Source organism: Phenylobacterium sp. J426 (genome assembly GCF_024699945.1).
Taxonomy (GTDB): Bacteria; Pseudomonadota; Alphaproteobacteria; order Caulobacterales; family Caulobacteraceae; genus Phenylobacterium.
This window is the reverse complement of record NZ_JAJOMY010000003.1, coordinates 63,364-86,512: the sequence shown is the minus strand read 5'-3', so window position 1 is coordinate 86,512 and position 23,149 is coordinate 63,364. Positions and strand designations below refer to the sequence as shown.

The 23,149-nt window shown below is 67.3% G+C and carries 35 protein-coding genes and 1 pseudogene; 25 read left to right on the top strand and 11 right to left on the bottom strand.

All coding sequences use genetic code 11. The annotated features are described in order from the left end of the window. Window positions 1-7 precede the first annotated feature (7 nt). The 5 genes from LRS10_RS23860 to LRS10_RS23840 all read left to right on the top strand — a co-directional run bounded on the left by LRS10_RS23860 (window position 8) and on the right by LRS10_RS23840 (window position 2,927). Window positions 8-412: a hypothetical protein gene (locus tag LRS10_RS23860; RefSeq protein WP_257839634.1), complete on the top strand. Its 405-nt coding sequence runs from the start codon at window positions 8-10 to the stop codon at window positions 410-412. 84 nt (window positions 413-496) lie between these two features. Then, window positions 497-859, top strand: coding sequence for a hypothetical protein (locus LRS10_RS23855; protein WP_257839633.1), 363 nt, complete (start codon window positions 497-499; stop codon window positions 857-859). Window positions 860-1,074: 215 nt separating this feature from the next. Beyond that, window positions 1,075-1,257, top strand: coding sequence for a hypothetical protein (locus LRS10_RS23850; protein ID WP_257839632.1), 183 nt, complete (start codon window positions 1,075-1,077; stop codon window positions 1,255-1,257). A gap of 106 nt (window positions 1,258-1,363) precedes the next feature. Further along, window positions 1,364-1,861 (top strand): response regulator, encoded by a 498-nt coding sequence (locus LRS10_RS23845; protein ID WP_257839631.1) that lies wholly within the window; start codon window positions 1,364-1,366, stop codon window positions 1,859-1,861. Between the two features lie 352 nt (window positions 1,862-2,213). Beyond that, window positions 2,214-2,927 carry a Crp/Fnr family transcriptional regulator gene (locus LRS10_RS23840; protein ID WP_257839630.1) on the top strand — a complete coding sequence of 238 codons (714 nt, stop codon included), beginning with the start codon at window positions 2,214-2,216 and terminating at the stop codon, window positions 2,925-2,927. On the opposite strand, the gene LRS10_RS23835 is transcribed toward LRS10_RS23840, so the two are convergent. Beyond that, entirely contained in the window at window positions 2,894-3,088 is a 195-nt protein-coding gene (locus tag LRS10_RS23835; RefSeq protein WP_257839629.1) for a hypothetical protein, read from the bottom strand. The genes LRS10_RS23840 and LRS10_RS23835 overlap by 34 nt on opposite strands. Window positions 3,089-3,486: 398 nt before the next feature. On the opposite strand from LRS10_RS23835, the gene LRS10_RS23830 reads away from it, so the two are divergent. Then, complete coding sequence (locus tag LRS10_RS23830) at window positions 3,487-3,702, top strand: hypothetical protein (RefSeq protein ID WP_257839628.1); 216 nt, start codon at window positions 3,487-3,489, stop codon at window positions 3,700-3,702. Between the two features lie 152 nt (window positions 3,703-3,854). Here LRS10_RS23830 and LRS10_RS23825 read toward each other — a convergent pair whose 3' ends face one another. Then, window positions 3,855-4,067, bottom strand: coding sequence for a hypothetical protein (locus tag LRS10_RS23825; protein WP_257839627.1), 213 nt, complete (start codon window positions 4,065-4,067; stop codon window positions 3,855-3,857). Window positions 4,068-4,299: 232 nt separating this feature from the next. Here LRS10_RS23825 and LRS10_RS23820 point away from each other — a divergent pair, with 232 nt between their 5' ends. After that, window positions 4,300-4,524 (top strand): hypothetical protein, encoded by a 225-nt coding sequence (locus LRS10_RS23820; RefSeq protein WP_257839626.1) that lies wholly within the window; start codon window positions 4,300-4,302, stop codon window positions 4,522-4,524. 118 nt (window positions 4,525-4,642) lie between these two features. On the opposite strand, the gene LRS10_RS23815 is transcribed toward LRS10_RS23820, so the two are convergent. From LRS10_RS23815 to LRS10_RS23800, 4 genes are all read right to left on the bottom strand, one after another. Beyond that, window positions 4,643-5,620, bottom strand: coding sequence for a TerC family protein (locus LRS10_RS23815; protein ID WP_257839625.1), 978 nt, complete (start codon window positions 5,618-5,620; stop codon window positions 4,643-4,645). A gap of 57 nt (window positions 5,621-5,677) precedes the next feature. Further along, a complete protein-coding gene (locus LRS10_RS23810; protein WP_257839624.1) occupies window positions 5,678-5,872 on the bottom strand; it encodes a YdcH family protein in 195 nt (64 codons plus the stop codon). 620 nt (window positions 5,873-6,492) lie between these two features. Further along, window positions 6,493-7,200 carry a hypothetical protein gene (locus tag LRS10_RS23805; protein ID WP_257839623.1) on the bottom strand — a complete coding sequence of 236 codons (708 nt, stop codon included), beginning with the start codon at window positions 7,198-7,200 and terminating at the stop codon, window positions 6,493-6,495. Between the two features lie 194 nt (window positions 7,201-7,394). Next, window positions 7,395-7,796 carry a helix-turn-helix domain-containing protein gene (locus LRS10_RS23800; protein WP_257817738.1) on the bottom strand — a complete coding sequence of 134 codons (402 nt, stop codon included), beginning with the start codon at window positions 7,794-7,796 and terminating at the stop codon, window positions 7,395-7,397. Between the two features lie 84 nt (window positions 7,797-7,880). Between LRS10_RS23800 and LRS10_RS23795 the strand changes: the two genes are divergently transcribed. The 9 genes from LRS10_RS23795 (at window position 7,881) to LRS10_RS23755 (ending at window position 13,052) form a co-directional block, all read left to right on the top strand. Further along, entirely contained in the window at window positions 7,881-8,294 is a 414-nt protein-coding gene (locus tag LRS10_RS23795) for an MFS transporter permease (protein WP_068878769.1), read from the top strand. Then, window positions 8,291-8,542 carry a GDCCVxC domain-containing (seleno)protein gene (locus LRS10_RS23790; RefSeq protein WP_068878768.1) on the top strand — a complete coding sequence of 84 codons (252 nt, stop codon included), beginning with the start codon at window positions 8,291-8,293 and terminating at the stop codon, window positions 8,540-8,542. Before LRS10_RS23795 ends, LRS10_RS23790 begins: the two co-directional genes overlap by 4 nt. 491 nt (window positions 8,543-9,033) lie before the next feature. After that, complete coding sequence (locus LRS10_RS23785) at window positions 9,034-10,485, top strand: IS1182 family transposase (RefSeq protein WP_257839622.1); 1,452 nt, start codon at window positions 9,034-9,036, stop codon at window positions 10,483-10,485. Window positions 10,486-11,143: 658 nt separating this feature from the next. Then, complete coding sequence (locus LRS10_RS23780) at window positions 11,144-11,302, top strand: DUF3768 domain-containing protein (RefSeq protein WP_257839621.1); 159 nt, start codon at window positions 11,144-11,146, stop codon at window positions 11,300-11,302. Window positions 11,303-11,658: 356 nt separating this feature from the next. Continuing rightward, window positions 11,659-12,003 carry a single-stranded DNA-binding protein gene (locus LRS10_RS23775; RefSeq protein ID WP_068876520.1) on the top strand — a complete coding sequence of 115 codons (345 nt, stop codon included), beginning with the start codon at window positions 11,659-11,661 and terminating at the stop codon, window positions 12,001-12,003. A 65-nt stretch (window positions 12,004-12,068) separates the two neighbouring features. Continuing rightward, window positions 12,069-12,230: a hypothetical protein gene (locus LRS10_RS23770; RefSeq protein ID WP_257839620.1), complete on the top strand. Its 162-nt coding sequence runs from the start codon at window positions 12,069-12,071 to the stop codon at window positions 12,228-12,230. Between the two features lie 44 nt (window positions 12,231-12,274). Beyond that, complete coding sequence (locus LRS10_RS23765) at window positions 12,275-12,526, top strand: hypothetical protein (protein ID WP_257839619.1); 252 nt, start codon at window positions 12,275-12,277, stop codon at window positions 12,524-12,526. Between the two features lie 72 nt (window positions 12,527-12,598). Further along, on the top strand, window positions 12,599-12,787 hold the full coding sequence (locus LRS10_RS23760; protein ID WP_257839618.1) for a hypothetical protein: 189 nt from the start codon (window positions 12,599-12,601) through the stop codon (window positions 12,785-12,787). Window positions 12,788-12,860: 73 nt separating this feature from the next. Further along, window positions 12,861-13,052 carry a hypothetical protein gene (locus tag LRS10_RS23755; RefSeq protein WP_257839617.1) on the top strand — a complete coding sequence of 64 codons (192 nt, stop codon included), beginning with the start codon at window positions 12,861-12,863 and terminating at the stop codon, window positions 13,050-13,052. A 60-nt stretch (window positions 13,053-13,112) separates the two neighbouring features. Here LRS10_RS23755 and LRS10_RS23750 read toward each other — a convergent pair whose 3' ends face one another. Next, window positions 13,113-13,484 carry a type II toxin-antitoxin system RelE/ParE family toxin gene (locus LRS10_RS23750; protein ID WP_257839616.1) on the bottom strand — a complete coding sequence of 124 codons (372 nt, stop codon included), beginning with the start codon at window positions 13,482-13,484 and terminating at the stop codon, window positions 13,113-13,115. Next, complete coding sequence (locus LRS10_RS23745) at window positions 13,481-13,765, bottom strand: type II toxin-antitoxin system ParD family antitoxin (protein WP_257839615.1); 285 nt, start codon at window positions 13,763-13,765, stop codon at window positions 13,481-13,483. The genes LRS10_RS23750 and LRS10_RS23745 overlap by 4 nt, the downstream gene beginning before the upstream one ends. 166 nt (window positions 13,766-13,931) lie before the next feature. Here LRS10_RS23745 and LRS10_RS23740 point away from each other — a divergent pair, with 166 nt between their 5' ends. After that, on the top strand, window positions 13,932-14,420 hold the full coding sequence (locus tag LRS10_RS23740) for a hypothetical protein (protein ID WP_257839614.1): 489 nt from the start codon (window positions 13,932-13,934) through the stop codon (window positions 14,418-14,420). Here LRS10_RS23740 and LRS10_RS23735 read toward each other — a convergent pair. Then, window positions 14,414-14,620, bottom strand: coding sequence for a hypothetical protein (locus LRS10_RS23735; protein WP_257839613.1), 207 nt, complete (start codon window positions 14,618-14,620; stop codon window positions 14,414-14,416). The two genes, LRS10_RS23740 and LRS10_RS23735, sit on opposite strands and share 7 nt — an antisense overlap. A 174-nt stretch (window positions 14,621-14,794) precedes the next feature. Between LRS10_RS23735 and LRS10_RS23730 the strand changes: the two genes are divergently transcribed. The 8 genes and pseudogenes from LRS10_RS23730 (at window position 14,795) to LRS10_RS23695 (ending at window position 22,385) form a co-directional block, all read left to right on the top strand. Continuing rightward, window positions 14,795-15,901 carry an IS110 family transposase gene (locus LRS10_RS23730; RefSeq protein WP_257835823.1) on the top strand — a complete coding sequence of 369 codons (1,107 nt, stop codon included), beginning with the start codon at window positions 14,795-14,797 and terminating at the stop codon, window positions 15,899-15,901. A 482-nt stretch (window positions 15,902-16,383) separates the two neighbouring features. Continuing rightward, window positions 16,384-18,441 (top strand): ParB/RepB/Spo0J family partition protein, encoded by a 2,058-nt coding sequence (locus LRS10_RS23725; protein ID WP_257839612.1) that lies wholly within the window; start codon window positions 16,384-16,386, stop codon window positions 18,439-18,441. 368 nt (window positions 18,442-18,809) lie between these two features. After that, window positions 18,810-19,058, top strand: a pseudogene (locus tag LRS10_RS23720) (ArdC-like ssDNA-binding domain-containing protein); the annotation flags it as partial. 88 nt (window positions 19,059-19,146) lie between these two features. Next, complete coding sequence (locus LRS10_RS23715; RefSeq protein ID WP_257839611.1) at window positions 19,147-19,833, top strand: ArdC family protein; 687 nt, start codon at window positions 19,147-19,149, stop codon at window positions 19,831-19,833. A gap of 65 nt (window positions 19,834-19,898) precedes the next feature. Then, entirely contained in the window at window positions 19,899-20,027 is a 129-nt protein-coding gene (locus LRS10_RS23710; protein WP_257839610.1) for a hypothetical protein, read from the top strand. 83 nt (window positions 20,028-20,110) lie between these two features. Continuing rightward, window positions 20,111-20,317 (top strand): hypothetical protein, encoded by a 207-nt coding sequence (locus LRS10_RS23705; RefSeq protein WP_257839609.1) that lies wholly within the window; start codon window positions 20,111-20,113, stop codon window positions 20,315-20,317. Continuing rightward, the gene (locus tag LRS10_RS23700; protein ID WP_257839608.1) at window positions 20,314-21,078 is read left to right on the top strand and encodes a ParA family protein; all 765 of its coding nucleotides are present in this window, start codon (window positions 20,314-20,316) and stop codon (window positions 21,076-21,078) included. The genes LRS10_RS23705 and LRS10_RS23700 overlap by 4 nt, the downstream gene beginning before the upstream one ends. A gap of 11 nt (window positions 21,079-21,089) precedes the next feature. Next, window positions 21,090-22,385 carry a ParB/RepB/Spo0J family partition protein gene (locus LRS10_RS23695; protein ID WP_257839607.1) on the top strand — a complete coding sequence of 432 codons (1,296 nt, stop codon included), beginning with the start codon at window positions 21,090-21,092 and terminating at the stop codon, window positions 22,383-22,385. Here the strand turns inward: LRS10_RS23695 and LRS10_RS23690 are convergent. After that, entirely contained in the window at window positions 22,356-22,577 is a 222-nt protein-coding gene (locus LRS10_RS23690; protein WP_257839606.1) for a MerR family DNA-binding protein, read from the bottom strand. The two genes, LRS10_RS23695 and LRS10_RS23690, sit on opposite strands and share 30 nt — an antisense overlap. After that, entirely contained in the window at window positions 22,490-22,708 is a 219-nt protein-coding gene (locus LRS10_RS25565; protein WP_374571465.1) for a MerR family DNA-binding transcriptional regulator, read from the bottom strand. The genes LRS10_RS23690 and LRS10_RS25565 overlap by 88 nt, the downstream gene beginning before the upstream one ends. Between the last annotated feature and the right edge of the window lie 441 nt (window positions 22,709-23,149).

The following is a 23,149-nucleotide window of genomic DNA, read 5'->3' as shown; positions in this document are numbered from 1 at the left end:
CATCTGCATGGGGCGGGGACCTCTGATCTCGGGCCTGGAAATGCGGTGGGGGCAGGTCTCCACGCGCGGCGGCTCACCCGAACTGCCAACCGCAGCCGCCTACGAGATTTCCACCCCGGCTCGGCTCTCCCACGTTCGCGCGGCCATGAGGATCGTGGGCGCGCCCGGCTGTCCGCCCACACCCGATCCCGCGCTGGCCCAATGGGTGGAAGAGTGCGCCAGGCTCAGCGTGCCCAAGGCGCGCCAACGCGCCCTCACGTACGCCTCGCTCGATCCGCTCATCCTGGTCGCGCTGGCGTTGCCCGTGACGTCGTTCCACCTCATGGGCGCTCGGGCGGAGCATTGGTCGCCTCACAGCGAGGCCCGGTGGCGGGCCGCCGCCACTGTCGCGGCGTTCTCCGGCTTTGCATGACGAATCCTCGCGTTGACAACCGACTGGACGGGGAGTCCGCCATGGGCGATTCTCTGATTTGCGAGTTGGAGGTCGATGGGATCGATGGAACACGAGATCGGCCAGAGCGACGCGGCCCCGCAGTACGTCCAGCGGACGAACCTGTCGATGCGTCTGCCCCGCTGGGCGCACAAGCGTATGAAAGGCGAGGCCAGGCTCGCCGGCAAGACCGTGGCCGACCACTACGCTGCCGTCCTTGAGCGGTTCCTGGACGAAGAGGCTGACGGCTTCCGGAAGTACCTGCTGACCGGTCCGACATCTTCGCCGTCCGTGACGCTCGCGCTGGTGCAGCCTGTCGTCGGCCGCGTCCGGGAATTGGCGGACGAACGCGACATGGTGATCAGCGACATCGTCTACACCGCAATCCTGATCCACATGGGCGAAGCGCACATCGCGCGCGCTGCCTGAGAGTACTTGGGAACATCGACAATGCAGGGGCGCTCAAAGGCGCCGGCAACTGACCGTGCTTCGAAAGCGTTGGTGAGCATCCTGAGCAATAGCGCGGGGTTGGCCCCTCTCGCGTGGCTAGGGATGGCTGTAGGACGATCACCGCACTATACGGCCTGATCCGACTTTAACGTGCAAACAGTCACGTGCTGCTCACCCCGAGCAGGGGGAGCGCAATGCAGAACGAGTATCTTGAGCGTGCTGAAGAGGCAGAGCGGCTGGCGAAGTTCGCGCGCAATGCTTCAGAGCGTGCTGACTTCCTGAAGATCGCTGAAATCTGGCGTAGCCTCGCAACACAGAAGCCGCTCTTGCAAGTCGAGCAAGCAAGGCAGCGTCGGAGCGAACGGAACCCGAAGTAGGTCGCCTGCGGCAGCGGTCATCTCCGTCGTCGCGGAATGCGTTTGCCATGGTGGGCGCCGCCACAGCGGACGGAAGCACCCGGCCCGCCGCCGCCGGCTTCCCGATATGGAGGACCTTGCCGGACCGCATCCGGCGGCCTACAGCAGGAACATAGCTCTGGGGCGGGCTGTTTGTGCCTCATCTGATCCGCCGCCTCTTGATGACCGAGCCCGCACCGATTCCCCATCCCGACACGCCATCCTCGTTGTCGACGACGAGCAGCACGTCTGCGAGCTGCTCTCCGATATACTCGAAGCCGAGAGCTTCGAACCTGTCTGCGTCCAGAGGGACGATGAAGCCTTCGCCGTCCTTCGTGGCGGGCAAGACTTCACCTGCATGATCGTCGACGTGAACCTCGGCCGAGGCGTCACCGGCTTCGATGTGGCGCGGTTCGGAAGGACCATCGAACCGGGGTTACCAGTGGTGTTCGTGAGCGGTGAGACCAGCGGCGCGTTGGTCGAGGCCAACGGCGTGCCCGCGGCGAAGTTCGTCGAGAAGCCTTTCACCGTTGCGCAACTCGCAACGGAGCTTCACGCGCTCGTCGGCGAAAACGGCGCCAGCTAGGGTCAGTTCCGCGAAGATATGCCTAGAGATCGCCGTCCAAACGCCTGAGCCAGAGCTCGGCGTCGCGTGCCTGGCGCGGGGATCCCCTCCAGACAACCGGCCCTGGGTCCGCCAGCTGCCGCCTCATGGCCGTTGCTGACATCCAGGCCGACACCAACCTTCCCCCACGGTTGGGCGTTGCGCCCTAAGGGCGGAAGAACATCGTTTTCTCTCCGCGGACCTTGGAAAGAACGACGCGAAATCGTCAGATGATCAAACGCTGTCGGGAAGACTACAGCGCCGTTCGCCCGACGGGGGTAGAGCTACCCAAAAGCGCCGGGGGCGGCGTCAGAGTGGGACGATCGTACCAATCATGCCGACATCGAACGCGCTGCTCGCGAGCGTGGAAGCGAAAGTCTGGGAGCAGTTCAGGGGGCGGGGCGCTGCGGCCCAGCTCGAGCGCGGGCAGGTGCTGCAACGCTCAGGTGAAGACGTCGAACTTGTGCAGTTTCCACTCACCGCGGTGCTGGTGCTGGGAGTGGAGACGGTCGCAGGCGAGGGGGTCAACGTCGCCCTATTGGGCGCTGAAGGCGCCGTCGGCATATTCGAAGCCTGCGGCAGCCGGCAGAACCATTGCCGCGCTATGGTGCAGATCGGCGGCAAGGTGTGGCAATGCCCCGCAGCCGTATACCGCGCCCTGCACGAGGCGAGCCCCGGCCTGAGGACCGCCGTTCACAAATACATGGAGACGCTCTTGGCGGAGGCGCGCCAGAATGTCGCCTGCAACGCGCTCCATACCGTCGACAATCGATTGGCGCGGACCCTGGTGGACGCCTGCGACAAGAGCCGCTCGTTACAGTTGCCCATCACGCAGGAAGCTCTGGCCCAATTGCTGGGCGTGCAGCGCACAACCATCGCGGCGTCGGTCTCGGCGCTTCAGCGCGCCGGCCTCATCCGCAGCGGCCGCGGTCCGCTTGAAGTTGTCGACTATGAACGACTGGAAGAGGCCGCCTGCAGCTGTCGCGAAACGCTCGCCTTTTCACGGCGAGAGATTCAGTCCCGAAACGCGCCCGTCTGCGAGGCGTGATCGGCTGCGAGGTCGGCAGCCCGCGCGAGTTCCTGGGCGGTCGCCGCAGCCGCGTCAGGCGTGAGAGAAATGCCCATCGGCCCATCTGTGGCGCGGACGACAACCTCCCCATCCACCACCTCGACCTCGAGCGGCTTGTCATAGGCCCGTGTGTCCGCCATCGGCAGGTCCCTTCCATTGCATCAGGCGCGGGTTGAACGACCACCTCCCCACAATTGTTGCGTTTTGATAGGCCAGGGAAGGCTGAATGCCGCGGGAAGAGTGGCCACCTTGTCGGCAACACGACAACAAGATGGGTCGAGACTGGGTAAAGTGAGTTCATGGCGAACTTGCGGGACGAACAACTCTATACCGTCTGCGGCGTCCGGCAGGATGGCGCCATCCCGGTCGTTCACTTCATCGCGGCCCCGGACCGTGAGGGCGCCCTGAGCGCGGCCGCAAGATGGCTCCATCAGCATCCGAGCTGCGCCTCCGCCGAGGTTTGGCTCGATGGGGACCGGATCGGCGAAGTCACGCCTGCGGAAGCGGTCGTTCGCCCGCGTGGTGAGCTGGAGACGTCTTGAGCGGAGATAGAGCTCCGCAGACCGGCCCGCAAAAGCTCTATCGGCTCTATTACACGACGCTCTCTGGTCGTATCCAAGCGCGTGAAGACATCGAAGCGCTAGATGACGACGCCGCGATCGCGTTGGTGCAGCACAAGGACAGCGCCCAACGCCGGGAGCTGTGGCGCGGGGACAGATTGGTGCGGATCTTCGAACTGAAGCTGGCCAATTAACCGGCGAGACGGCGGACGCGTTCAACCAGGCGAAGGCCAGCGGAGGCGCCGCACGCGCTGCCCGTTCCGGCAAGGGAAGGGCGCGATGATCTCACGAGGTTCGCTGGCGGCGGCCGCAATCGGGCGTCGCGCAGACGGCCGGACCGGAGAGCTTAGGAGTTGACCAGCCGCCGTGGCGGAGCGTCTTCGTTACACGGCACCTGGGACAGCGGTTTCACGCCCTCCCACAATTCGACGATCGGCGAGCCGGCATCGCACAGTTCGCGCGCCTTCGCCTCCGCTTCGGGAAGATCCCGGGCTTCGATCCACTCGCCCCAGGTGATCCGGCCAGAGGGATCAAGAAGATAGGCTCTAAACGTCCGCATCGGAAATCCCCCGAAAGTCAGCAATATAGGTCGGGCGCGCGGGGCCCGCACGGGGCTCGACAGCGACAGAAGGAAGCTTGGCGGCGGCCGAGCCCTCGGACGGTTTGGGGTGCGGCTTCGATGTCGCCATCACGCTGTCGGGTTCCTGACAACCGCACCCTGCCGCCGGTGATAGCTGCCCCAAAGTGAGGGCGCGCCAGCGGGAGCCGCCCTTCTTCGACGGAGGTAATCTGTGTCCGCCTACCGCTTGTACTTGGTCGACGCCGCGGGGCGTTTTGCCGGAAGCGATGCGTTCGAAGCCGAGAATGATCGCGAGGCGATGGCGTGGGCCGAAGCTCAGCGCGAGGGCCAGGCTGCCGAGCTATGGCAGGCTGACCGCCAGGTCTGGATATTCGATGGGGAGCCGGCCGCGCCAAGCAAACCGTTCCGTGATGCGGAGGAGCGGAAGCTGAACTAGGTCACACGCGGGGGAGGCGAAGCCCACTTCCGCTTAGGTTGAGAGCGGACCTGCGAGGGTCCGCTCTCGCACGTGCGTCAGAGTTCGGAGCCCGGTGTTACTGCGCGGCGGACAATACTCAGTGGCGGACACCTGGTCCGCGCGTCTTCCACAGCGACCAGCCGATGCCGCTCGCCAGCAGCGCCGCGGTGACGGCCAGCGAGACGGGCGCCGGGAACTTCTCCCAGCCCATGGCTTCGGCGAAGAACACCTTGCCGCCGATGAATACCAAGAGCGCCGCCAGCGCCTGCTTCAGATAGGCGAACCGCGCCACCACCGCCGCCAGGGCGAAGTACAGCGCCCGCAGGCCCAGGATCGCGAAGATGTTGGAGGTGTACACGATGTAGGGGTCGGTGGTGATCGAGAAGATCGCGGGCACCGAGTCCACCGCGAACACCACGTCCGCCAGCTCCACCATAACCAGCGCCATGAATAGTGGTGTCGCGAACCAGACCAGCTGCCCGTCGCGGCCGGGCTGCTTCACGAAGAAGCGATGGCCATGGAAGCGGTCGGTCAGCCGGATATGCCCGGCCAGCCAGCGATAGACGGGGCTCTCGTGCGGGTCCTTGGGCGTCCCGTCGGCGAAGAACATCTTCACCCCCATCACGATCAGGAAGGCGGCAAAGATCCACAGCACCCACGAGAAACTGGCGACCAGCGCCGCGCCGAAGCCGATCATCACGCCGCGCAGCACGATCACCCCCAGCACGCCCCAGAACAGCACGCGGTGCTGGTAGGCGCGGGGCACGGCGAAGGCCGCGAAGATCGTCGCGATGACGAAGACGTTGTCGAGCGCCAGGCTCTTCTCGATCAGGAAGCCGGTGACGTACTCGACGCCGGCCTGCGCGCCGAGTTGGCTCCACACCCAGGCGCCGAAGCCCAGGCCGAGCGCCAGGTAGCCGCCCGAGAGCAGCAGGCTCTCGCGCACCCCGATCTCGTGGTTGTCGCGGTGGAGCACGCCCAGGTCGAGGGCGAGCAGGGTGACGACGAGGCCGGCGAACGCCAGCCACATCCAAAGCGGCTGGCCGAGCACGGCCGCCGAGAGGGGGTCGAACATCTTGGATCCGGGAGCGAAGGGAGGACGCGCCGCGCGGGCGCGCCTCCCGGGCTTTCGTCAGTAGCTGGGGCGGATGGAGGCCGGCACGAGACCGGCTTCGGCCATGAACAGCTCGTCCTTCACCTGCAGCTTGCGCCGCTTCAGGTCCTGGATGAGCGCCGCGTTCGGCTCGGGCCTGCGCTGTTCGTCGCGGATCATCCGCTCCAGCTCCCGATGCCGGTTCCGCAAGCGCCAGACTTTGTGGTCGATCATGTGTGCTCCTCCGTTTGGAGGCGCGCCCGGGGCCCATGGGGGCTTGGGGGAGAGCGACACGGACCCCAGGCGCACCTGTGCGGTCCGACATCACGATCGCCATCGATCGTCAGAGGGGCCCGGTCCCGCGAGCTACACATTGGCGCCCGAATCCGGTTCCGCAAGAGGCGGCCGACAAGACGGCGGAATGAGCGGGAGCCTCGATCCATCTCGCCAAGCGACAAGAGGCGCCGACCCCGCGAGATGCTGAGTGGCTGGCTCGTCGCAGATTTGGAGTCAGGAAGCCGCAATCTGCGCCGAAAAGCGGCGAGAACCGCCAATCAAGGCCGGAGTCGCAGCTTATTGAGTCAGCGACAGCCGGAGCGTAGAATTCGGCTACACGCGGTTCGCGCCCAATATATCTTATCGGAAATATCCTAGCAATTACAATAACTTATCCAGGCTGAGCGGCGTGTGCCTGATCTGCGCAGGCCGGGCATCGCACATTCGCAGTGAGACGGCGAAGCTTGCCGTGGAATGGGTCCTTCAGCTCCGACGGATGGTAATGGCCGACGATGCAGGTCGCGGGCACATCGATGTGGAGCACGATGGAGAAGTCCAACGCCGGCGACCAGGACGGTTCATTGGCGGTCAGCCGCGTCCACTCCTGCAGCAGATGGCGTGCGAACGCCTCCCGCGTGGCCCAGGTCGCCCATCGGAAAGGCAGATCTACCTCTACCATGGTGGGAACGCTGTATTGGCGCAGCGCCCGATGGGCGCCCCCAGCCCAACAGGCATTGAATCCACTCGCTGCCATAGAGCAGGTAATGCCCGATATCGTCGAGCTGCGGCCGGTCGTCCGCGCACAGGTAAACGCGCCCCTCGTCCCGATTTCGGTCGTCGAACTCGGCGATCATCTGCTCGAGGTCGGGGCGCATCCACGCGAGATCGTCCGATCCGGCGACGATGCGACGGGCTTGCTCCGCCAGCGCCTCCGGATCGTTGATCTTCAGCCCTTCGCGGTAAAACACGCCCGCGTCGGGAACCCGACAACCGTGGTAGGTGCGTAAGGATACGCCGTCGAAAGCGTTCGCCAGCTCCGCCTGGACGGCCTCGACCGACGTGGTCAATTCCTCGGCGAGAAGGTCGAGCCAATCGCTGTCGTCCCAGCAGAGGTCCTGCTCTCCTACGGCGGCCAGCCGCTGCAGCCCGTCCGGGCGCGCACGGGCCGCAAGCCAGCCCTTGAGGATCGGACGCCAGGTGGCGGGGTCCTTCCAAACGATGCGTTGGCCGCGCCAGACGGGATCCGCCAGCGTGACGGCGGCCACGCCGGACTCAAGTTCGAACATCGTGCTTCCCCCGCGGCCGAATGGGTTCATATCGCAAATGGACGGCGCTGAAGGTATGCCGGATTCGGCGATTTTAGGGGGAAGCCTCCCCCTGAGACGGAGCCACGGGCGTCTCCGCCTACCCCCTCTGCGGGGGGCGCCCCCCAGGCTGTGCAAAAACCGATGGCGAGCGGCGCCGGCCGCGTCGCCGTCGCTTACGCGGCGTACAGCGCGTGGATCAGCGGGCAGCCTGGGTCCTGACCGGCCTCGCAGGCCCGTACCGAGCCGGCGAGGACCCGCTCCATTCGCTTGAGGTCGGCGATGCGCGCACGCACGTCCTGCAGGTGCGAGGCCGCGAGATCCCTGACCTCCGCGCAGGACGCCTGGCCGCCGGCGGCGAGCGCCAGCAACGCGCGAACCTCGTCCAGCGTGAAGCCCAGCTCCCGCGCCCGACGCACGAAGCCCAGGCGGCCCACGTCGTCGCCACCGTAGCTGCGATAGCGGCCGCGCCGGGGCGGGGCCGGCATCAGGCCGATCCGCTCGTAGTAGCGGATCGTCTCGATGTTGCAGCCCGTGCGGCGTGAGAGCTCGCCGATCTGGATCGCCTGGTCGGCCATGGGGAGCGCGGCTTTCGATTAGGGCTTGAGTCTGTAGTCGCTACAGATGGCATCCTAGTCGTCATTGCACCAGGAGACGACGGCGTGACGGCAAGCAGCGGGCTTCGAGTCCGACGGGAAGGACAGGGCGGCAAGCCCGCCGAGACCGCCTTGAACTGGGCGGCGGTCGCCGCTGCGGCCGGAGCGGTCTTCGCCTGGGCCGCATGCTGCGTCCTACCGATGTCGTTGGCGCTGGCTGGCCTTGGGCTGGGCGGTCTGGGCTGGGTCGCCGGTCAGCGCACCTGGTTTACGCTCGGGGCGCTGGCCTTGATCAGCGTGGGCTGGGTCGTCACCTGGCGCCGGGCGCGGACGTGCCGGGTCGATAGCAGCTGCGCTGCGCCATCACGGCTGGGGATCGCCATGCTCGGTGCGGCCACCGTCCTCGTTCTGCTTGCTCTGATCTGGCAGCCTATCGTCGAGCCCTGGGCCCTGGCGCTGATCCGGAGCGCCCGCGGATGAGCGACGTGCAGATTGAGCTCCGCTCTACGCTCACCTGTCCGCACTGCGGCCACCAGGCGACCGAGACCATGCCGACCGACGCCTGCCAGTACTTCTACGACTGCCAGGGCTGCGGCGTCGTCCTCAAGCCCAAGCCGGGCGACTGCTGCGTCTTCTGCTCTTACGCGGACGTGCCCTGTCCGCCCATCCAAGAAGCAGGGGCCAGCGGTGGGGCCGCCGCCTGCTGCAGCGGCGGCCGCGATGGGTAAGTGCGACGCGGTTGGCGGTGCCAAAGATTGGGCCAGCGACACGCGCGCCTTCATCGCGCTCTGGGCGCTCCCCGGCGCAGCGATGCTCGCAGCCCTCCTGCTGGAGCCCACGCTTCGCGCAGCCGTCTGGGCGGGCATGCTGGTCTGGATGGGCTTCGCCTGTCTGCTGAACGCCCGGCGGTGCGGCCGCATCCACTGCCGCGTGACGGGCCCCTACCTCCTGGCGATGGCAGGCTTGGTGGTCGCCTACGCCGCAGGCGCGGGCACCGTTTGGCCCACACGGTTGGAGCTTCCTCGGGGGCGCAACCCTCATAGGCTTCGTGGTCCTCTGGTGGGGCAGCGAGCGTCTATGGGGCAAGTTCGGGCGGCCATAGCGACCAATCGGCTGAATACCCGCTACGCTCCCGCCGTCAGGCCCCGCGTCGAAACCTGCCGCCGAGTGGACCTCGGCCTTGCCAAGTGGAATTGGCGACCAAATCACAGTAGAATCAATGAGCTACGAAACTGCCGTGAGGGTTCTCGTGAGCTTCTTGGAAGGAACAGATCGGACACAGGTAAGCCTGCTGCCTCCCTGCATCGATGACTATGTCGCTCCCGAATCCCTGGTGCGAGTTGTCGACGCGTTCGTTGGTAGTCTCGACCTCGCAGAACTCGGCTTTGCTCGCACCGTCGCGGCGGCGACCGGCCGGCCCGGCTACCATCCCGGGGACATGCTTCGGCTGTATGTCTGGGGCTATCTCAACCAGGTTCGCTCTTCCAGGCACCTCGAGCGGGCCTGCATCCGCGACCTTGAAGCGCTGTGGCTCATGAAGCAGCTCGCGCCGGACTATCGCACCATCGCCGCCTTCCGGCACGACAACCCCGAGGCCATCGTTGCGGCGAGCGCGGCATTCATCCAGTTCTGCCTCGACGGCGGGCTCATCACCGGCCGGATGGTGGCGCTGGACGGGACGAAGATGCGGGCCGTCGCCAGCCCGAAGAACATCGCCGGCGCCGAGCGGCTGGCTCGCGACGTCGCACATACCGAGAAGGAGATCGCCTACTACTTGGACCGGCTCGACGCCATGGACGAAGCCGTGACCCAGGGCTTCGACGACCAACCGGTTCACCGGCAGGCCTTCACTGACGCGATCGCCGCGTTGAGCCGGCGGAAGGATCGGCTGGCGCGCCGGCAAGAAATCTTGGTGGAACGCGCCGAAAAGGTGCTGGTCTTCGGCGAGCCCGACGCGAGGCCGATGGGCTACGCCCACTCACCCAAGATGCCCTACTACAACATGCAAAGCGTCGTGGACGTAGATAGCGGTCTGATCGTCCACCACGACGTCGCCAACGAAGCGAACGACAGCCAACTCCTGCACCCAATGTCGCTGGCGACGATGGAAGTGCTGCAGGTCGACCGCCTGACTGTTCTGGCGGACGGCGGCTACTCGAACGCCCAGGCGATAGCGGCGTGCGAGCACGATCGAATCGAGGTCGCGGCGCCGATCAAGCGCGGCGCGATGAACACCGACTTCTTTCGGCCGACCCAGTTCGCATTTGATGAGGCGTCAGACACCATCCGCTGCCCGGCGGGTCAGACGATGAAGCCCTCCGGCAAACACACCCGCAATCGCGCCATCCGATATCGAACGACCGCCTGCAGGGACTGCCGCCTGAAGCCGAGATGCACAGCGGGCGCCCAACGGACGATCCATCGCCTGTTCGACCAGGCGGCGCTCGATCGCATGGAGGCGAGGATCTACGCCAATCCAAGCCTGATGGTGACGCGCCGATGCACGGTTGAGCACCCGTTCGGCACGATCAAGCGAATGTCGGGAGGTGGTCGGTTCCTTACCCGCGGCCTCAGAGCAGTAAAGGCAGAGGCAGCGCTCTCCATCCTGGCCTTCAACATCATCCACGCGGTGAATGTCTTCGGTCCGGCGCGCCTGACACCGTCGGCCTAAACGGCCGGCTCGATGCGGCGTCCACGCCAGGGCGGCCGGCGAGTTTTGGCACAGCCTGCCCCGCAACGCCCCCATTTCGTGGTTGGGGGGCCTCCATCGCGCCAAGCGCGGACCCGCGGAACGGGACGGAGGCGCCCCTCCCCTTTCCTGACTTGCGTTCGTCGGCGGTCTGCTAAGGAAGGCTCTGCGGTCCATAACGAGCTTGGCCGCTTCTGCCGCGTCGGCAGCGACCCGTCGCGGGTATCGGGTATTAGGAACCGGACCTGTTGCAGATGGGTCTAAGGGGCTTCGCCCCTCGCGCCGGGAAGACCCGGCCCGGGGTCTCCCCAACCTTCCTCCCTTCGGGCGTGCAGGCCGGGTGATCCCCCTCCCCGGCCCCGGTCATCCCTCTGCTACCCCCAGCCTCGCCGGCAGGCAGGGGCGATGCGCGACGCATCGGCCCCCCGAAGGAGAACCGCCATGTTCCGAAACGACGACGAGCGAGCGGCCGAGACCGCCCGCCTGAACGACCTCGCCCGCACCGACCCTCAATCCGTCAACGCCGCCTGGTTCACGACGCACGGCGTGGCGGTGCTGGTCGGCGACGATCCTGAGAAACGGCGCGCGCTGGTGGAAGCGGTCGCCGGCTTCAGTGACTTCAGCGAGGACAACGATCCCTATGGGGGAGCGCGACTTCGGGGCCTTCACCCTGTGGGGCGAGCGGTTGTTCTGGAAGATCGACTACTACCACCCCGAACGGGACGAACACTCGCCGGTCAAGTGGAGCGCCGAACTCACCCGGCGCGTGCTGACCCTCTTGCTCGCCTCTGAGTATTGAGGGTGGCCGGTTTCCCAGAAATCCACGGGGACCGGCGGCCGGATCGGCTCCCCAACAAGCAGGAGCCGGACGCCGGAGCCGCGCTGAGCGGCGCGCCCGGTGGGGTTCTGGGGCGGCGAAGCCGCCCTCCCCGCTCGCGCTTAGGATGCGCTTTCCAGTGCGCCTTCGTCGGCGGCCCCAAAGCGACCAGACAGCACGCCATGGGCGTCGTCAGCGGAGGCGCTGCGGCCGAGTTTGGACATACAAACGCCAAACGCCCCACACAATTTCTGCGCGTAAACATCATTATCTTCTGGTCGAGAAAAACATAATGACGTATTCTTCTGACTGTCGGAAACCCCTGAAGGAGTCACCCAATGAACCGCATCAGCCTTGTGGGAAACATCGGCGGCGACGTCGAAATCCGCAGCACGAACGCCGGCGCCAAGGTCGCCGCATTCTCGGTCGCCACCAATGACGGCTATCGCAACAGCTCCGGCGAATGGGTCGATGACGTGACCTGGCACCGCGTGGTCGCCTTCTCGGAGGGGCTGGTGGACATGCTGGAGCGGAACGCCAAGAAGGGCCGCACCGTGGCGCTGAGCGGGCGGATGACCTACCGCAAGTGGCGCAAGGACGGCGAGCAGACCGACCGCACCCAGGCCGAGATCGTGCTGGATCGCAACGCGGAGATCGAGTTCCACAGCCCGCTCGCCGAGTAGGGCGCTTGAGCCGGCGGCGCGCTTGTCGCGCGCCGCCTCCCCTCTTCCTCAAGCGGAGGCGCGCGGTGCGCAGAACCTTCGAGGGCCTGCGGGTGGACCAGACCCGAGAGCCGACCGTCAATGTCTACGAGCGCGGCCGACGTGGCCGATGGGTGCTGGTGGACAGCTTCGATTGTAAGGTGCGAGTGCGCCGCCTGGTCTGCCGCCCCAGGGGCGCACGCGGATGACGGCGTTGGATCCCCGGCCCGCTCGTGACGCGGTTGCGCGCCTCGTGCGCGAGATCGACGAGGCGACGGAGCACCGCCGCGCCGATGACGACGAGTTCCAGGAAGCCGCCGCCCAAGCCCGGGACCTTGTGGCCAATTCGGCGTCCATGCTGGAGACGCTGCAGCACATCGAGGAGCTCACCGTCCGGTTCATGGCCGACCCTCAGAGCGAGCCGAACCCCGCGCAGCTCTTGATCGACATCTTCGTGGTGGCGCGCATCGCGCTCGATCCTATCGAAGGGGTGATCGAACAATGACCGACGCGCTCACCGAACGGCAGATCGAGGCGGTCGAACTGATCCTGGCCGCCGCGCTTCAGTCCCCCCGCCATGGCCGACGAGGTCACGCGCGAGGCGCTGGACTTCGCCCGGCCGCTCCTGGAGACCGCACCGGCGCTCTCGGCCTTCGTGGCCCAGCTCGCCCAACAGATCGCCCGCACCGGCGGCGACCAGACTCCCCACGGCCGCGCGCTGGCGCGCTCGGCGGGCGAACTCGTCCAGCTCGCCCGGCCCGTCTGACGCCGGGCGGCCGTTGTCGGATGCGCTTGACGGCGCCCGGCGCGCACGATGAAGCTGGACCCAAGGAGCCCACATGCCAGAGCCGGTGAACCTCTCGCTGACCCTGAACCCCGACGAGGCCTTGGCGCTGGCGCAGTTCGTCAAGCGTGCCGACCGGGACACGGCGCGACGCCATGCCGGTGATGAGCGGGAAGCGGACCTGATCTACGAAGCTTGGATCACGCTGCGGTCCGCGCTGGCGGACGCGGGGTTCGCGCCGCGTTAGACGAAGCGCGCGGGCCAAACACATGCAGACGCCCGCGCTAGGCGCTCTACGCCCTCACCGTCATGGCCCGCGCGGATCATCTTCGACATGACGTGCGAGGTCCATCGCGTCGTAGAGGACGCGCAGGACCAGGACCAGGTCGTGGGACGGGTGACGATAGATGAGGAAGTGTCGCGGTCGGCCCACGGCCCGGCCCCCGCCTTGCCGGGCCCTGCCGCGGCTGTGGCGAAGGTGGTAGGCGAAGAGACCAGGACCGAGCTCCGGGCGTTCGCGGCTGCCGTTGGGATGGCCTTCGGCCAGGGCGCGGAGCGCGGTCCCGAGCAGGTGTTCATAGCGCTCACGGCCGGCGTCGCCGAACTGATCGGCGCTCCGATCCAGAAGGTCTGCGATGTCCTGTTCGGCCGCCGGAGTCAGCCGGACCTTCCGCGTCACGCACGCTTCCGCTGACGGGCGGTGCGCCCCAGGCTAGCGATGTAGGGACCGATCTCGTCGCCCGCGAGTTCGACGAACTCGCCGCGCGCATAGGCGTCTTCGCCGACCCGCACGGCCGCGCGCAGCGCCTCGAGCTTCTGTTCGTCTTCTTGTTGCTGGCGCTCCAACAAGCGCAGGCCCTCGCGCACGACCTCGCTGGCGTTCTGATATCGGCCGGACCCGACCGCGACCTCGACGAAGCTGTCCAGGTGGTCGGTCAGGTTGATGTGGCGCGTGGGCATGACGTCGAAGCTCCTGATCCTTCGAGGATAGGGGGACTGCCAATCTTTGGCAATTCGTCGGCTTCGGCGTGGCCGCGAGCCGCTGACGTGACACCGTAAAACATCATTATGTTCTGGACGAGAAAACATAATGACGTATTCTTCATCGGCAGATGGAGTCATCACCATGGCCGACGCACGCCGCCCTCGCCTTCCAGCTTCCCGCCGAGCCCTCCTCACGGCCGCCGCGGCGACACCGGCGATCGCCGGGGCCGCGGCCGGGGCCGGGCCGCGGAGCGTGGCGCAGCTGGCAAAGGCCTGGAACGGCGAGCGAGATCTGATCGCCCTCCTGACGCGGCGCTGGTCAGACCTGGAGACGGCCCTCCAGCGCCGCACCGGTTCGCTCGATTATCGCGCCGCTGCGGCGGCTGGCGACGCCGGCGCCCTTGAGATGATCGGCATCGACCGGCGTGTGCCGGGCCTGTGGGAGACGGCCGAGGCCGCGTCCGAACGGATTTCGCGGCTGCCCTGCACGACACTTTCGGACGCGCTCGCCAAGGTGCAGATGGGCATACGGATCATCGGCCCGCACGACAGCGAGGGAGCCTCCTACGCCCTGCTGCAGGGCGGTTACGACGACCTGGTGCGGATGCTGGGGCCGCTGGCCGGTCAGTGACGCGCGCAGCCCGGCGCTGCGGCTGACCCTCCAGGCGGCTCGAACGCCTCCAGCTCGGGCCATTGTTCCTTCCACTCGCCGATGACCAGGTTGAGCGCGAGGCTTACGACTTCCTCCGGCGACATCTGCAGCTTCGCGGCCAGGTGATCCACCTGGGCCAGGCGGGCGTCGTGGAGCTCGACGGTCAGGGCCTTGGGCATGCTCGCCTCCGTCTTGTCGGCGCAGCCTCGCTCAGGATCGCGGCCGGCGTTTGGCGCCGGCCAAGGTCCTTAGCGGGGTGGAGGCTAAGTCCGTATGTCCTTCCCGCCGGCGCTGGACCCGGCTGGCCGTCAGGCGCCGCATCCTGATCCGATGCAGCACCATCGGAGGAAGGCATGGGCACGGTCTACATCGGTCTAGACGTTCATAAGCTCAGCATTGCGGTCAGCATCGCCGAGGAGGGCCGCGACGGCGCGGTGCGCTTTCTCGGCGAGATCCCCAACACGCCGACGGACGTCGGCAAGCTGGCCAGGCGCTTGGCCAAGGACGGCAGCCCGCTGGAGTTCTGCTACGAGGCCGGTGGCTGCGGCTACGTCATCTACCGGCAGCTCATCGAGCTCGGCCACGGCTGCATGGTGGTCGCGCCGTCGCTGATCCCGCGCAAGCCGGGCGACCGGGTGAAGACGGATCGGCGCGACTCCCAGAAGCTGGCCATCCTGCACCGCTCGGGCGACCTGACGCGCGTCTGGGTTCCGGACCCGGTTCACGAGGCCATGCGCGACCTGGTGCGGGCCCGGCTGGCCGCGGTCGGAGCCCTGATGAGAGCCCGCCAGCAGCTCCTGTCGTTCCTGCTGCGACATGGCCGGATCTACCCGAAGGGCAAGCCGTGGACGCAACGCCACCGGGTCTGGCTTGCCGAGCAGGTGTTCGAGCAGCCGGTGCACCAGATCGTCTTCCAGGACTACGTCGAGGCGATCTTCACCGCCCAGGATCGGCGCGACCAGCTCGTCGCCCGGATCGAAGCGTTGCTGCCCACCTGGTCGATGGGGCCGGTGGTGCAGGCGCTGCGCGGCCTGCGGGGCCTGGAGATGATCTCAGCCGTCACCTTTGTGGCCGGCATCGGCGACCTCGGCCGCTTCGAGAGCCCGAGCCAGCTGATGGCTTATCTCGGCCTGGTTCCGTCCGAGCGATCCAGCGGCGATCACGTCTACCGCGGCGGCATCACCAAGACCGGCAACAGCGAGGCCCGACGCATGCTCGTGGAGGCGGCCTGGAGCTACCGCTATCCGCCGCGCGTCGCCGGCGAGAAGGTTGAGGTGCTGGTGCGCCTGCCGAAGCCGGTGCGCGACATCGCCTGGAAGGCGCAGGTCCGGCTCTGCGAGCGGTACCGCAAGCTCACTCGTTCGGGGAAGAGGCCCACCGTGGTGGTGACCGCCATCGCCCGCGAACTGGCGGGCTTCGTCTGGGCGATCGGACAGCAGGTCAAGCCGGCGGCGCCTTGAGCGCGTAGCCCCGCCGGCCTGTTCGGCCGGGGGCGGGGTGGAGGTCAGGGTGATCCTCGAGAGCCCCTTGGGCCAGCCATCGGCTGACGCCCGTGCTTAGTACGAGGCTGCCCGCGACGACACGCGTTCATGCGGTACCCAACCCGCGCATCGTAGTTTGATCGACCGTCGCCTTCGCCATCCCGCCCTCGACCCAACAGGACTCCGACAACCGGGATCTCCGCGCCTGCGGCGCGGAGGGGGTTCGCACGTCTACCCACTTGCAAAAGGACATCGTAGGGGCTTCGCCCCTCGCGCGCCGGGGATGAAGTCTCCGCTCCGCTGCGACCGTCCGAGGGGGTGTCCCCGACCTTCCTCCCTTCGGTCGTGCAGGCCGGGTGATCCCCCTCCCCCTCGGCCGCCCCCCGCTTGCTACCCCCAGCCTCGCCGGCGGGCAGGGGTGATGCGCAAGGCATCCCCTGCTCTTAACCGGAGACAAGACGATGAACGTCCAAGCTATCCCCCTGAACAAGCTGGTTCTGTCGCCCCGCAACATGCGCCAGGGCGAGGTCTTCATTGACGATCTGGTGGCCCACATCGGGGCGACCAAGACCATCCTGCAGAACCTCAGGGTGACCGCCCAGCACGACGAGGACGGCAAGCCCACGGGCCTCTATGAGGTCCATGTGGGCGGACGGCGCTGGCGGGCGCTGAACGCGCTGGCTGAACGAAAGGCAATCAAGAAGACCTTCCCCGTGCCCTGCGCCGTCTGCGAGGACGAGGCGAGCGCGCTTGAGGAAAGCATCGCCGAGAACAACGTGCGGGTGCCGCCGCATCCGGCCGACCAGTTCGCGGCGTTCCATGCGCTCAGCCAGACCGGCAAGACCGTGGCGGAGATCGCGGAGCGGTTCTCCGTCTCGCCGCGGATCGTGGAGCGGCGGCTGAAGCTCGCGACCGTCTCCCCTCGCCTCATGGACCTCTTCCGGCAGGACGAGCTGACCCTGGACCAGATGGCGGTCTTCACCCTCACCGAAGAGCACGCGGCCCAGGAGGCGGCCTATTTCGACTTCCCGGCCCACAGCCGCTCGCCCTGGCAGCTTAAGCAACGCATCGTCGGCGGCGCCGTCAATTCCGAAACGGACCCGCTGGCGAAATTCGTCGGCGTCGACGCCTACCGGGCCTCAGGTGGCGTGGTCGCGCAGGACCTCTTCGCCCAGGCGGACGATGCAGGCTTCATCAGCGACGTGGCTTTGTCGGAGAAGCTGGCGGCCGAGAAGCTGGACATCGAGGCCGAGCAGGTGCGCGGCGAAGGTTGGGCCTGGGTCGAGGTGGCGCTGTCCTTCGACTATTCCCTGTCGCAGCAGTACGGCCGCGCCTATCCGACGCCGCTGCCGCCCAGCCCCGAAGTCCAGGCCGAGATCGAGGCGCTGACGGGGGAGTACGAGAAGCTCGAAGCCGAGGGCGACGGCGAAACCGACGAGGGCGCCGAGCGTATGAGCCAGATCGAGGAACGGCTGGCCGACCTCGAAAGCTCCGGCGGCGAGCACTACCCCGACGAGGTGAAGGCGCTTTGCGGGGCGTTCGTCACCGTGGGCTCGGACGGGCGACTTCGCGTCGAGCGGGGCTGCGCCAAGCCCGGCGCGGACACCAAGGCGCTGCGCAAGCTGGAGGGCGGTGCGGACAGCGGGAGCCGGGGCAATCCCTACCCGACGAAGGACAAGGCAAGGAAGGCGGCAGGCGCGCTATCCGACAAGCTGGTGCTGGACCTATCGGCTCATCGCACGGCGGCGCTGCGGGCGGCGCTGCTGACCCGGCCGGACGTGGCCTTGGTGGCGGTCACCCACGCGCTGCTGATCCAGACCCACTACGGATGCGTCAGCTACTCGAAGCCGCACACCTTCGAGCAGGACGCGGACACCCTGACCAATCATCCCCAACGGCATTGCCAAGGCTATGCGGCGTCGAAGGCCGGACAGGCGCTCACCTCGGCGCGCGGGCGGATGACCCTTCTCCTGCCGACCGGCAGCGGCGGCTTGTGGTCGTGGCTCATGGAGCGCAGCCAGGATCAGCTTTTAGACCTTCTCGCCTACGCCGCCTCGCAGCTCGTCAACGCGCTGAAGCTCCCGCACGACCGGGCCGACAATCCGAGGCTTAGGGCCGCGGACCAGCTCGCCCAGGCGCTGGACCTCAACATGGCCGAATGGTGGGAGGCGACGGCGGAGAGCTTCTTCTCCCGCGTCTCCAAGCCCACGATCCTGACCGCCGTCTCCGAGGTGTCCACGGCCCAGGCGGCGGAGAACATCGCAGGCTTCAAGAAGGCCGCGCTTGCCGCCGAGGCCGAGAAGCGGATGGCGGGCAAGGGTTGGCTTCCCGACATGCTGCGCCCGGTGACCGCGATCCCCGAGCCGGCGCCCGAGGACGAAGCACCCGCATACGAGAACGACGAGCGCGACGGCCCCGAAGGTGAGGACGGCGACGGCACGGCCTACGAGGCCGATGGGTTCGACGACCCGGACGCCGATACTGGTGAAGAGGCCGATTTCCCGGTGGCCGCCGAGTAGGGCTTGCGGCCGGAGCGCCGACGGCGTTCCGGCCCTCCCCTTCCCCGAAGTTTGTACATCCAAACTCGCGGCGGATTTGTACGTCAAACTGCCGGAAGCGGCGCGGCCCTGCGGACCGCACGTCTTCTTCCAGGTGAGCTAAGGGGCGTCGCCCCTCGCGCCCGGGGCGTGAAGCCTTCGGCCGCAGGCGAGGGTCTCCCCAACCTTCCTCCCTTCGGTCGTGCAGGCCGGGCGATCCCCCTCCCCCGCCTGCGCACCCCGCTTGCTACCCCCGGCTCATTGGCGCCGGCCTAGCCGGGTTGGCGAGGGCCAACCCCTTCCAAACACGAGAGAAGAAAACATCATTATCTATTGGATCGGAAAACATAATGATGTATTCTGAGCCTAGAGACGGAGCCGAGACCATGACCAAAGCCCGCACCTCCCAAACTCAGTCGAAGCCCAACGGCAAGAGCCGCAAGGCCGCGCTGGCCGAGGCCGAACGGTTCGACGTCTACCAGCACGTCACCGACAAGATCGTGGCCGCCCTGGAGGCCGGGACCCGCCCTTGGGAACAGCCCTGGCGCTCCACGGCATGCAGCCTTCGGCCGTTGCGGTTCAACGGCGAGCCCTATCGCGGCGTGAATGTGCTGATGCTGTGGGTCTCGGCCCAGGAACGGGGCTTCTCCTCCCCCCTTCTGGATGACTTTCCAGCAGGCGCAGAGCTTGAGCGGCGCGGTGCGCAAGGGCGAATGCGGGACCAAGGTCGTGAAGGCCGGTCAGAGCGTTCATGGCGACGACAAGCCCGAAGGCGGCGACGAGGGCGGGGAGGCGGACGGCCCGAAGGTGCGGCGGTGGCTGAAAGCGTACACGGTGTTCAACTGCGACCAGATCGACGGCCTGCCTGAACGCTACCGCACGCCGGAAGCCGAACCCCCTCCCCTGCCCGAGCGGCTTGAGGCGGCGGATCGGTTCTTCGCCAACATCCCGGCGAAGGTGACGCACGGCGGCGACCGCGCCTTCTACCGGATCAGCGCCGACGACATCCACATGCCGGCGTTCGAGCTCTTCCGCGACGCCGAGCACCATGCGGCGACCCTGGCGCATGAGCTGATCCATTGGACGCGGCATCCGTCGCGGCTGGACCGCGACTTTGGGCGCAAGGCGTTCGGCGACGAGGGCTATGCGAAGGAAGAATGTGTGGCCGAGCTCGGCGCGGCCTATGTGGGCGCGCTCTTGGGCCTGCGCCCCGACCACATCGAGGACCATGCCGCCTATCTGGCGTCCTGGCTGAAGGTGCTGAAGGACGACAAGCGGTTCATCTTCACGGCCGCGAGCCACGCCCAGCGGGCGGCGGACCTCCTGGAAAGCTATCAGACGGCCGAGGCCGCGCAGCTCGGGGCCGCCGCGTGAGCGGCCCCCTCCCTCCCCTCCCCTCCATCCCTTGTTTGTACGTCCAAACTCGCCCGGAGCCCGCCATGATCGCCGCCCTCCTCGTCGTCCTCGCCTTCGCGCTGGTCGGATGCCTGCGGGCTCCGGGCCGCCCCAGCGAGGGCGACTGGCTGCTGTGGCGGCAAAATCAGGAGGGTCGCGGCGATGACGGCTGAAACATCATTACGTTCTGCGTATGCTGTATCGGCGCGCCGCGGCCTGAGTCGGCCGCGGCGCGAACGATCAGCGAGGAACGAGCGTGGACGAGAACGGCGCCGGCGAGACCATGATGAGCCTGAAGGTCCCGACGCAGTTGCGCGAGGAGATCCGCGCCAAGGCGGTGAAGGAAGGCGTGACGCTGCGCGTGATCGTCCTTCGGGCGCTGAAGGCGGCGGGGTTCGAGGTGGATGACGCGGAGCTGGCGGACCGCAGGCCGGCGCACTCGGGTAGGAGAAAGGGATCGTGAAGACGATCGTCGTCAACAACCAGAAGGGCGGCGTCGGCAAGACCATGCTGGCCGTGCACCTGGCCTGGTTCCTGGCCGAGGAACACGGCGCGCGCGTGCTGGTCATCGACCTGGACCCACAAGGGAACGCTTCCTACACCCTGGCGGCCGAGCGCACCGCCGGCCTCAGCTCGTCGCTGTTCTTTGGGCCGGACACGGCGCTCGAGGGCCTTCCCGGCATCACGCTCCTGAAGGCCGACGAGAAGCTGCATTCGGTCGAGCAGCACATCAACACGGCGGTGCCGGCGATGGCCAAGCGCTTCGCGGCGCTCAAGGACCAGTTCGACTATTGCGTCATCGACACCCCGCCGACCTGGGGCGGGCGCAACTTCGCGGCGCTCCTGGTCACCGACTACGTGATCTCGCCTATCGACCTTGAGGACTATTCGCTGCAAGGCGTCGGCACGCTGCGCAAACAGGTCAAGCTTGTGGAGGATCAGGCGCGGGGCGGGCGGCGAATCGGCTTCCTGGGCCTCCTGCCGTCGCGACTTATCAGCAATTCGCCGCGTCAGCGCGAGAACCTGAAGACGCTCGTCAGCCAGGGCGGGACCTCGCTTATGTTCCAGGGCGTGATTACTCAGCGCCAGGGCTACGCCGAGGCGCTGAGCACCAAGGCGCCGGTCTGGACCATCAAGAAATCGGCGGCGCAGGACGCGGCCCGGGAGCTCCGGGGCGTGCTCGCCACCATCAAGGACCGCATGGCGGCCCCCATCGTGGCTTGAAGAGGATCGCTATGGCCGAGAGCAACTTCGCCGCCCTGGTGGGCGGACTTGTCGAGGAGGCCGGCGAGCCCCAGGGCGCGCGGCTGAAGGACTTGCCGCTCGCCGACATCTACGAGGACCCGAACAACCCGCGCCAGTCCTTCGACAAGCGCGAGCTGGACGCGCTGGCGGCGTCGATCCGCGAGAAAAGTCTGCTCCAGCCGATCACGGTCCGCCCGAAGGATGAGCGCGGGCACATGATCCGCTATGGCGCGCGCCGCTACCGCGCCGCGCTGCTGGCGGGCCTCAAGGCCATCCCGGCGATCATCACGACGAGCGACGCCAGCGAGGCCGACATCCTTGCCGCCCAGGTGATCGAGAACGATCAGCGCGAGGGCCTGAACACGGCTGAAATGGCGGGGGCCGTGCAGCGGCTCCTCGATCTTGGCCTGACGCAGACGCAGGTCGCCGAGAAGCTGGGGCGGCCCAAGGACCAGATCTCGATGTACGCGGCCGTCAAGGACATGCCGCAGCCGTTGCAGGACCTCGCGCCCAGGCTCGGGGTGCGAACGCTTTACGAACTCGCCGGCGCCTGGAAGCGCGACGCCAAGCGGACGGCCGCGTTGGTGGCGGCGAAGGGCGAGGGGATCACTACGGCCGAGGCCCGCGCGCTGTCGGCCGAGCTGAAGGCCGCGAAGGCCCCTGCTGTGGCCGGGAAGGGCAGGGCGCAGGACGAGGTCCCGGAGCGCTCGCTCGGAGCGCCTGCCGCCGCTGGCGCTGGTCGCAAGGGGAAGGGGAGTTTGGACGTACAAACTCCTGTCCTGTCTCAGACGAAGTCGCGGCCGCTGGCGGGCTTCGACGTGAAGGTCGGGAAGCGGGCAGGGCGTCTCCTGCTGGAGGCGGGGCCCGATCCTGAGACGGTGTTGATCGCGTACGAAGAGGGCGGCAGCATAGAGGCCGACGCCGGCGGCGAACGTGCGGCTGGTGAGGGCCCGGAGCGACTAGTTGAACGCACGCAGCATCGGCTATGCGATCGTCCGCGGAGGTCTGACGGCCGCTCAGTACGGCGTCTTCTTCGTGCTTATGTTCCTGCGCCCGTTCGTCAGGGTCATCCTCAAGGGCTACATGGCGCTCACGGCGCTGTTCTTCGTCGTGGCGTTCTTCCTGAAGCCGCCCTACCCGATGGAGGGCTACGTCGTCCTGGGCGCGCTCTGGTTCGTGGCGGCGCTCCTGAGCTGGAAATACGACGTCCTCTTGCAGTGGCTCTCGCCGGACGGCCGGACGCTCTACTTCGACGTCTAGGCGTCCAGGTGGTCGCTTACCAATAGCTCCATCAGCTCGGCCCGGGTCGCGCGCAGGGTCTCTATGGTGGCGTCGATCCTTGTCAGGCGCTCCCGCCGACGCAGCAGCTCGTCGGGCGTCGGCGCATTGGTCATGGGCTCGGAGATGCGGTCGATGAAGGTGCGGATCTCGCCCGTGGTGAACCCGAGGTCGACCAGGTGGCCGATGCGCCGGGCCACGGCCGCGGTCTCGGGGGATAGTCGCGATAGCCGTTGTCGCCGCGCCGGCCGGTGATGAGGCCTTCGCGTTCGTAATGGCGCACTTGGCGGGTGGTGAGCTGGGCGCGGCGGGCGAGCTCGCTGATCTGCATGGCGTTCGTCTCCGGCTGTGCCCTTACCGGTAATGGCAAGGTCCTTCGTGGAAGGCAGGGTGCAGGCCCCGCCCTGCACCCCTGCCCGCCGGCGAGGCTGGGGGTAGCAAGTGGGACGCGGCCGGGGGGAGGGGGATCGCCCGGCCTGCACGACCGAAGGGAGGAAGGTCGGGGATACCCCCCGGCCGGTCGGAGCGAAGCGGAGACTTCACGTCCCGCGCGCGAGGGGCGAAGCCCCTTAGGTCATCCCAGTGACAGTGGGGGTTCGGCGCCATGGTCCTCGGTACTGCTACGGTGGCTGACTACTTGAGGGTTTTGCGAAGCGTTCGCAACCTATGGTGCCCCATAACGGGGGAATCCAAGCTTAACGACGGGTGCGCCCAGCCCGACTCGTGCCAAGGTGTGTTGGCATGGGGCGAAGTCTGTAGGGGTGGGAGGGCA

Excerpts from the sequence above, each read along its gene's own strand:
- LRS10_RS23860 (WP_257839634.1), top strand. The coding sequence starts at position 8 with ATGGGGCGGGGACCTCTGATCTCGGGCCTGGAAATGCGGTGGGGGCAG.
- LRS10_RS23855 (WP_257839633.1), top strand. The coding sequence starts at position 497 with ATGGAACACGAGATCGGCCAGAGCGACGCGGCCCCGCAGTACGTCCAG.
- LRS10_RS23850 (WP_257839632.1), top strand. The coding sequence starts at position 1,075 with ATGCAGAACGAGTATCTTGAGCGTGCTGAAGAGGCAGAGCGGCTGGCG.
- LRS10_RS23845 (WP_257839631.1), top strand. The coding sequence starts at position 1,364 with ATGGAGGACCTTGCCGGACCGCATCCGGCGGCCTACAGCAGGAACATA.
- LRS10_RS23840 (WP_257839630.1), top strand. The coding sequence starts at position 2,214 with ATGCCGACATCGAACGCGCTGCTCGCGAGCGTGGAAGCGAAAGTCTGG.
- LRS10_RS23835 (WP_257839629.1), bottom strand. The coding sequence starts at position 3,088 with ATGGCGGACACACGGGCCTATGACAAGCCGCTCGAGGTCGAGGTGGTG.
- LRS10_RS23825 (WP_257839627.1), bottom strand. The coding sequence starts at position 4,067 with ATGCGGACGTTTAGAGCCTATCTTCTTGATCCCTCTGGCCGGATCACC.
- LRS10_RS23815 (WP_257839625.1), bottom strand. The coding sequence starts at position 5,620 with ATGTTCGACCCCCTCTCGGCGGCCGTGCTCGGCCAGCCGCTTTGGATG.
- LRS10_RS23810 (WP_257839624.1), bottom strand. The coding sequence starts at position 5,872 with ATGATCGACCACAAAGTCTGGCGCTTGCGGAACCGGCATCGGGAGCTG.
- LRS10_RS23805 (WP_257839623.1), bottom strand. The coding sequence starts at position 7,200 with ATGTTCGAACTTGAGTCCGGCGTGGCCGCCGTCACGCTGGCGGATCCC.
- LRS10_RS23800 (WP_257817738.1), bottom strand. The coding sequence starts at position 7,796 with ATGGCCGACCAGGCGATCCAGATCGGCGAGCTCTCACGCCGCACGGGC.
- LRS10_RS23790 (WP_068878768.1), top strand. The coding sequence starts at position 8,291 with ATGAGCGACGTGCAGATTGAGCTCCGCTCTACGCTCACCTGTCCGCAC.
- LRS10_RS23785 (WP_257839622.1), top strand. The coding sequence starts at position 9,034 with ATGAGCTACGAAACTGCCGTGAGGGTTCTCGTGAGCTTCTTGGAAGGA.
- LRS10_RS23780 (WP_257839621.1), top strand. The coding sequence starts at position 11,144 with ATGGGGGAGCGCGACTTCGGGGCCTTCACCCTGTGGGGCGAGCGGTTG.
- LRS10_RS23775 (WP_068876520.1), top strand. The coding sequence starts at position 11,659 with ATGAACCGCATCAGCCTTGTGGGAAACATCGGCGGCGACGTCGAAATC.
- LRS10_RS23760 (WP_257839618.1), top strand. The coding sequence starts at position 12,599 with ATGGCCGACGAGGTCACGCGCGAGGCGCTGGACTTCGCCCGGCCGCTC.
- LRS10_RS23755 (WP_257839617.1), top strand. The coding sequence starts at position 12,861 with ATGCCAGAGCCGGTGAACCTCTCGCTGACCCTGAACCCCGACGAGGCC.
- LRS10_RS23745 (WP_257839615.1), bottom strand. The coding sequence starts at position 13,765 with ATGCCCACGCGCCACATCAACCTGACCGACCACCTGGACAGCTTCGTC.
- LRS10_RS23740 (WP_257839614.1), top strand. The coding sequence starts at position 13,932 with ATGGCCGACGCACGCCGCCCTCGCCTTCCAGCTTCCCGCCGAGCCCTC.
- LRS10_RS23735 (WP_257839613.1), bottom strand. The coding sequence starts at position 14,620 with ATGCCCAAGGCCCTGACCGTCGAGCTCCACGACGCCCGCCTGGCCCAG.
- LRS10_RS23730 (WP_257835823.1), top strand. The coding sequence starts at position 14,795 with ATGGGCACGGTCTACATCGGTCTAGACGTTCATAAGCTCAGCATTGCG.
- LRS10_RS23725 (WP_257839612.1), top strand. The coding sequence starts at position 16,384 with ATGAACGTCCAAGCTATCCCCCTGAACAAGCTGGTTCTGTCGCCCCGC.
- LRS10_RS23710 (WP_257839610.1), top strand. The coding sequence starts at position 19,899 with ATGATCGCCGCCCTCCTCGTCGTCCTCGCCTTCGCGCTGGTCGGATGC.
- LRS10_RS23695 (WP_257839607.1), top strand. The coding sequence starts at position 21,090 with ATGGCCGAGAGCAACTTCGCCGCCCTGGTGGGCGGACTTGTCGAGGAG.
- LRS10_RS25565 (WP_374571465.1), bottom strand. The coding sequence starts at position 22,708 with ATGCAGATCAGCGAGCTCGCCCGCCGCGCCCAGCTCACCACCCGCCAA.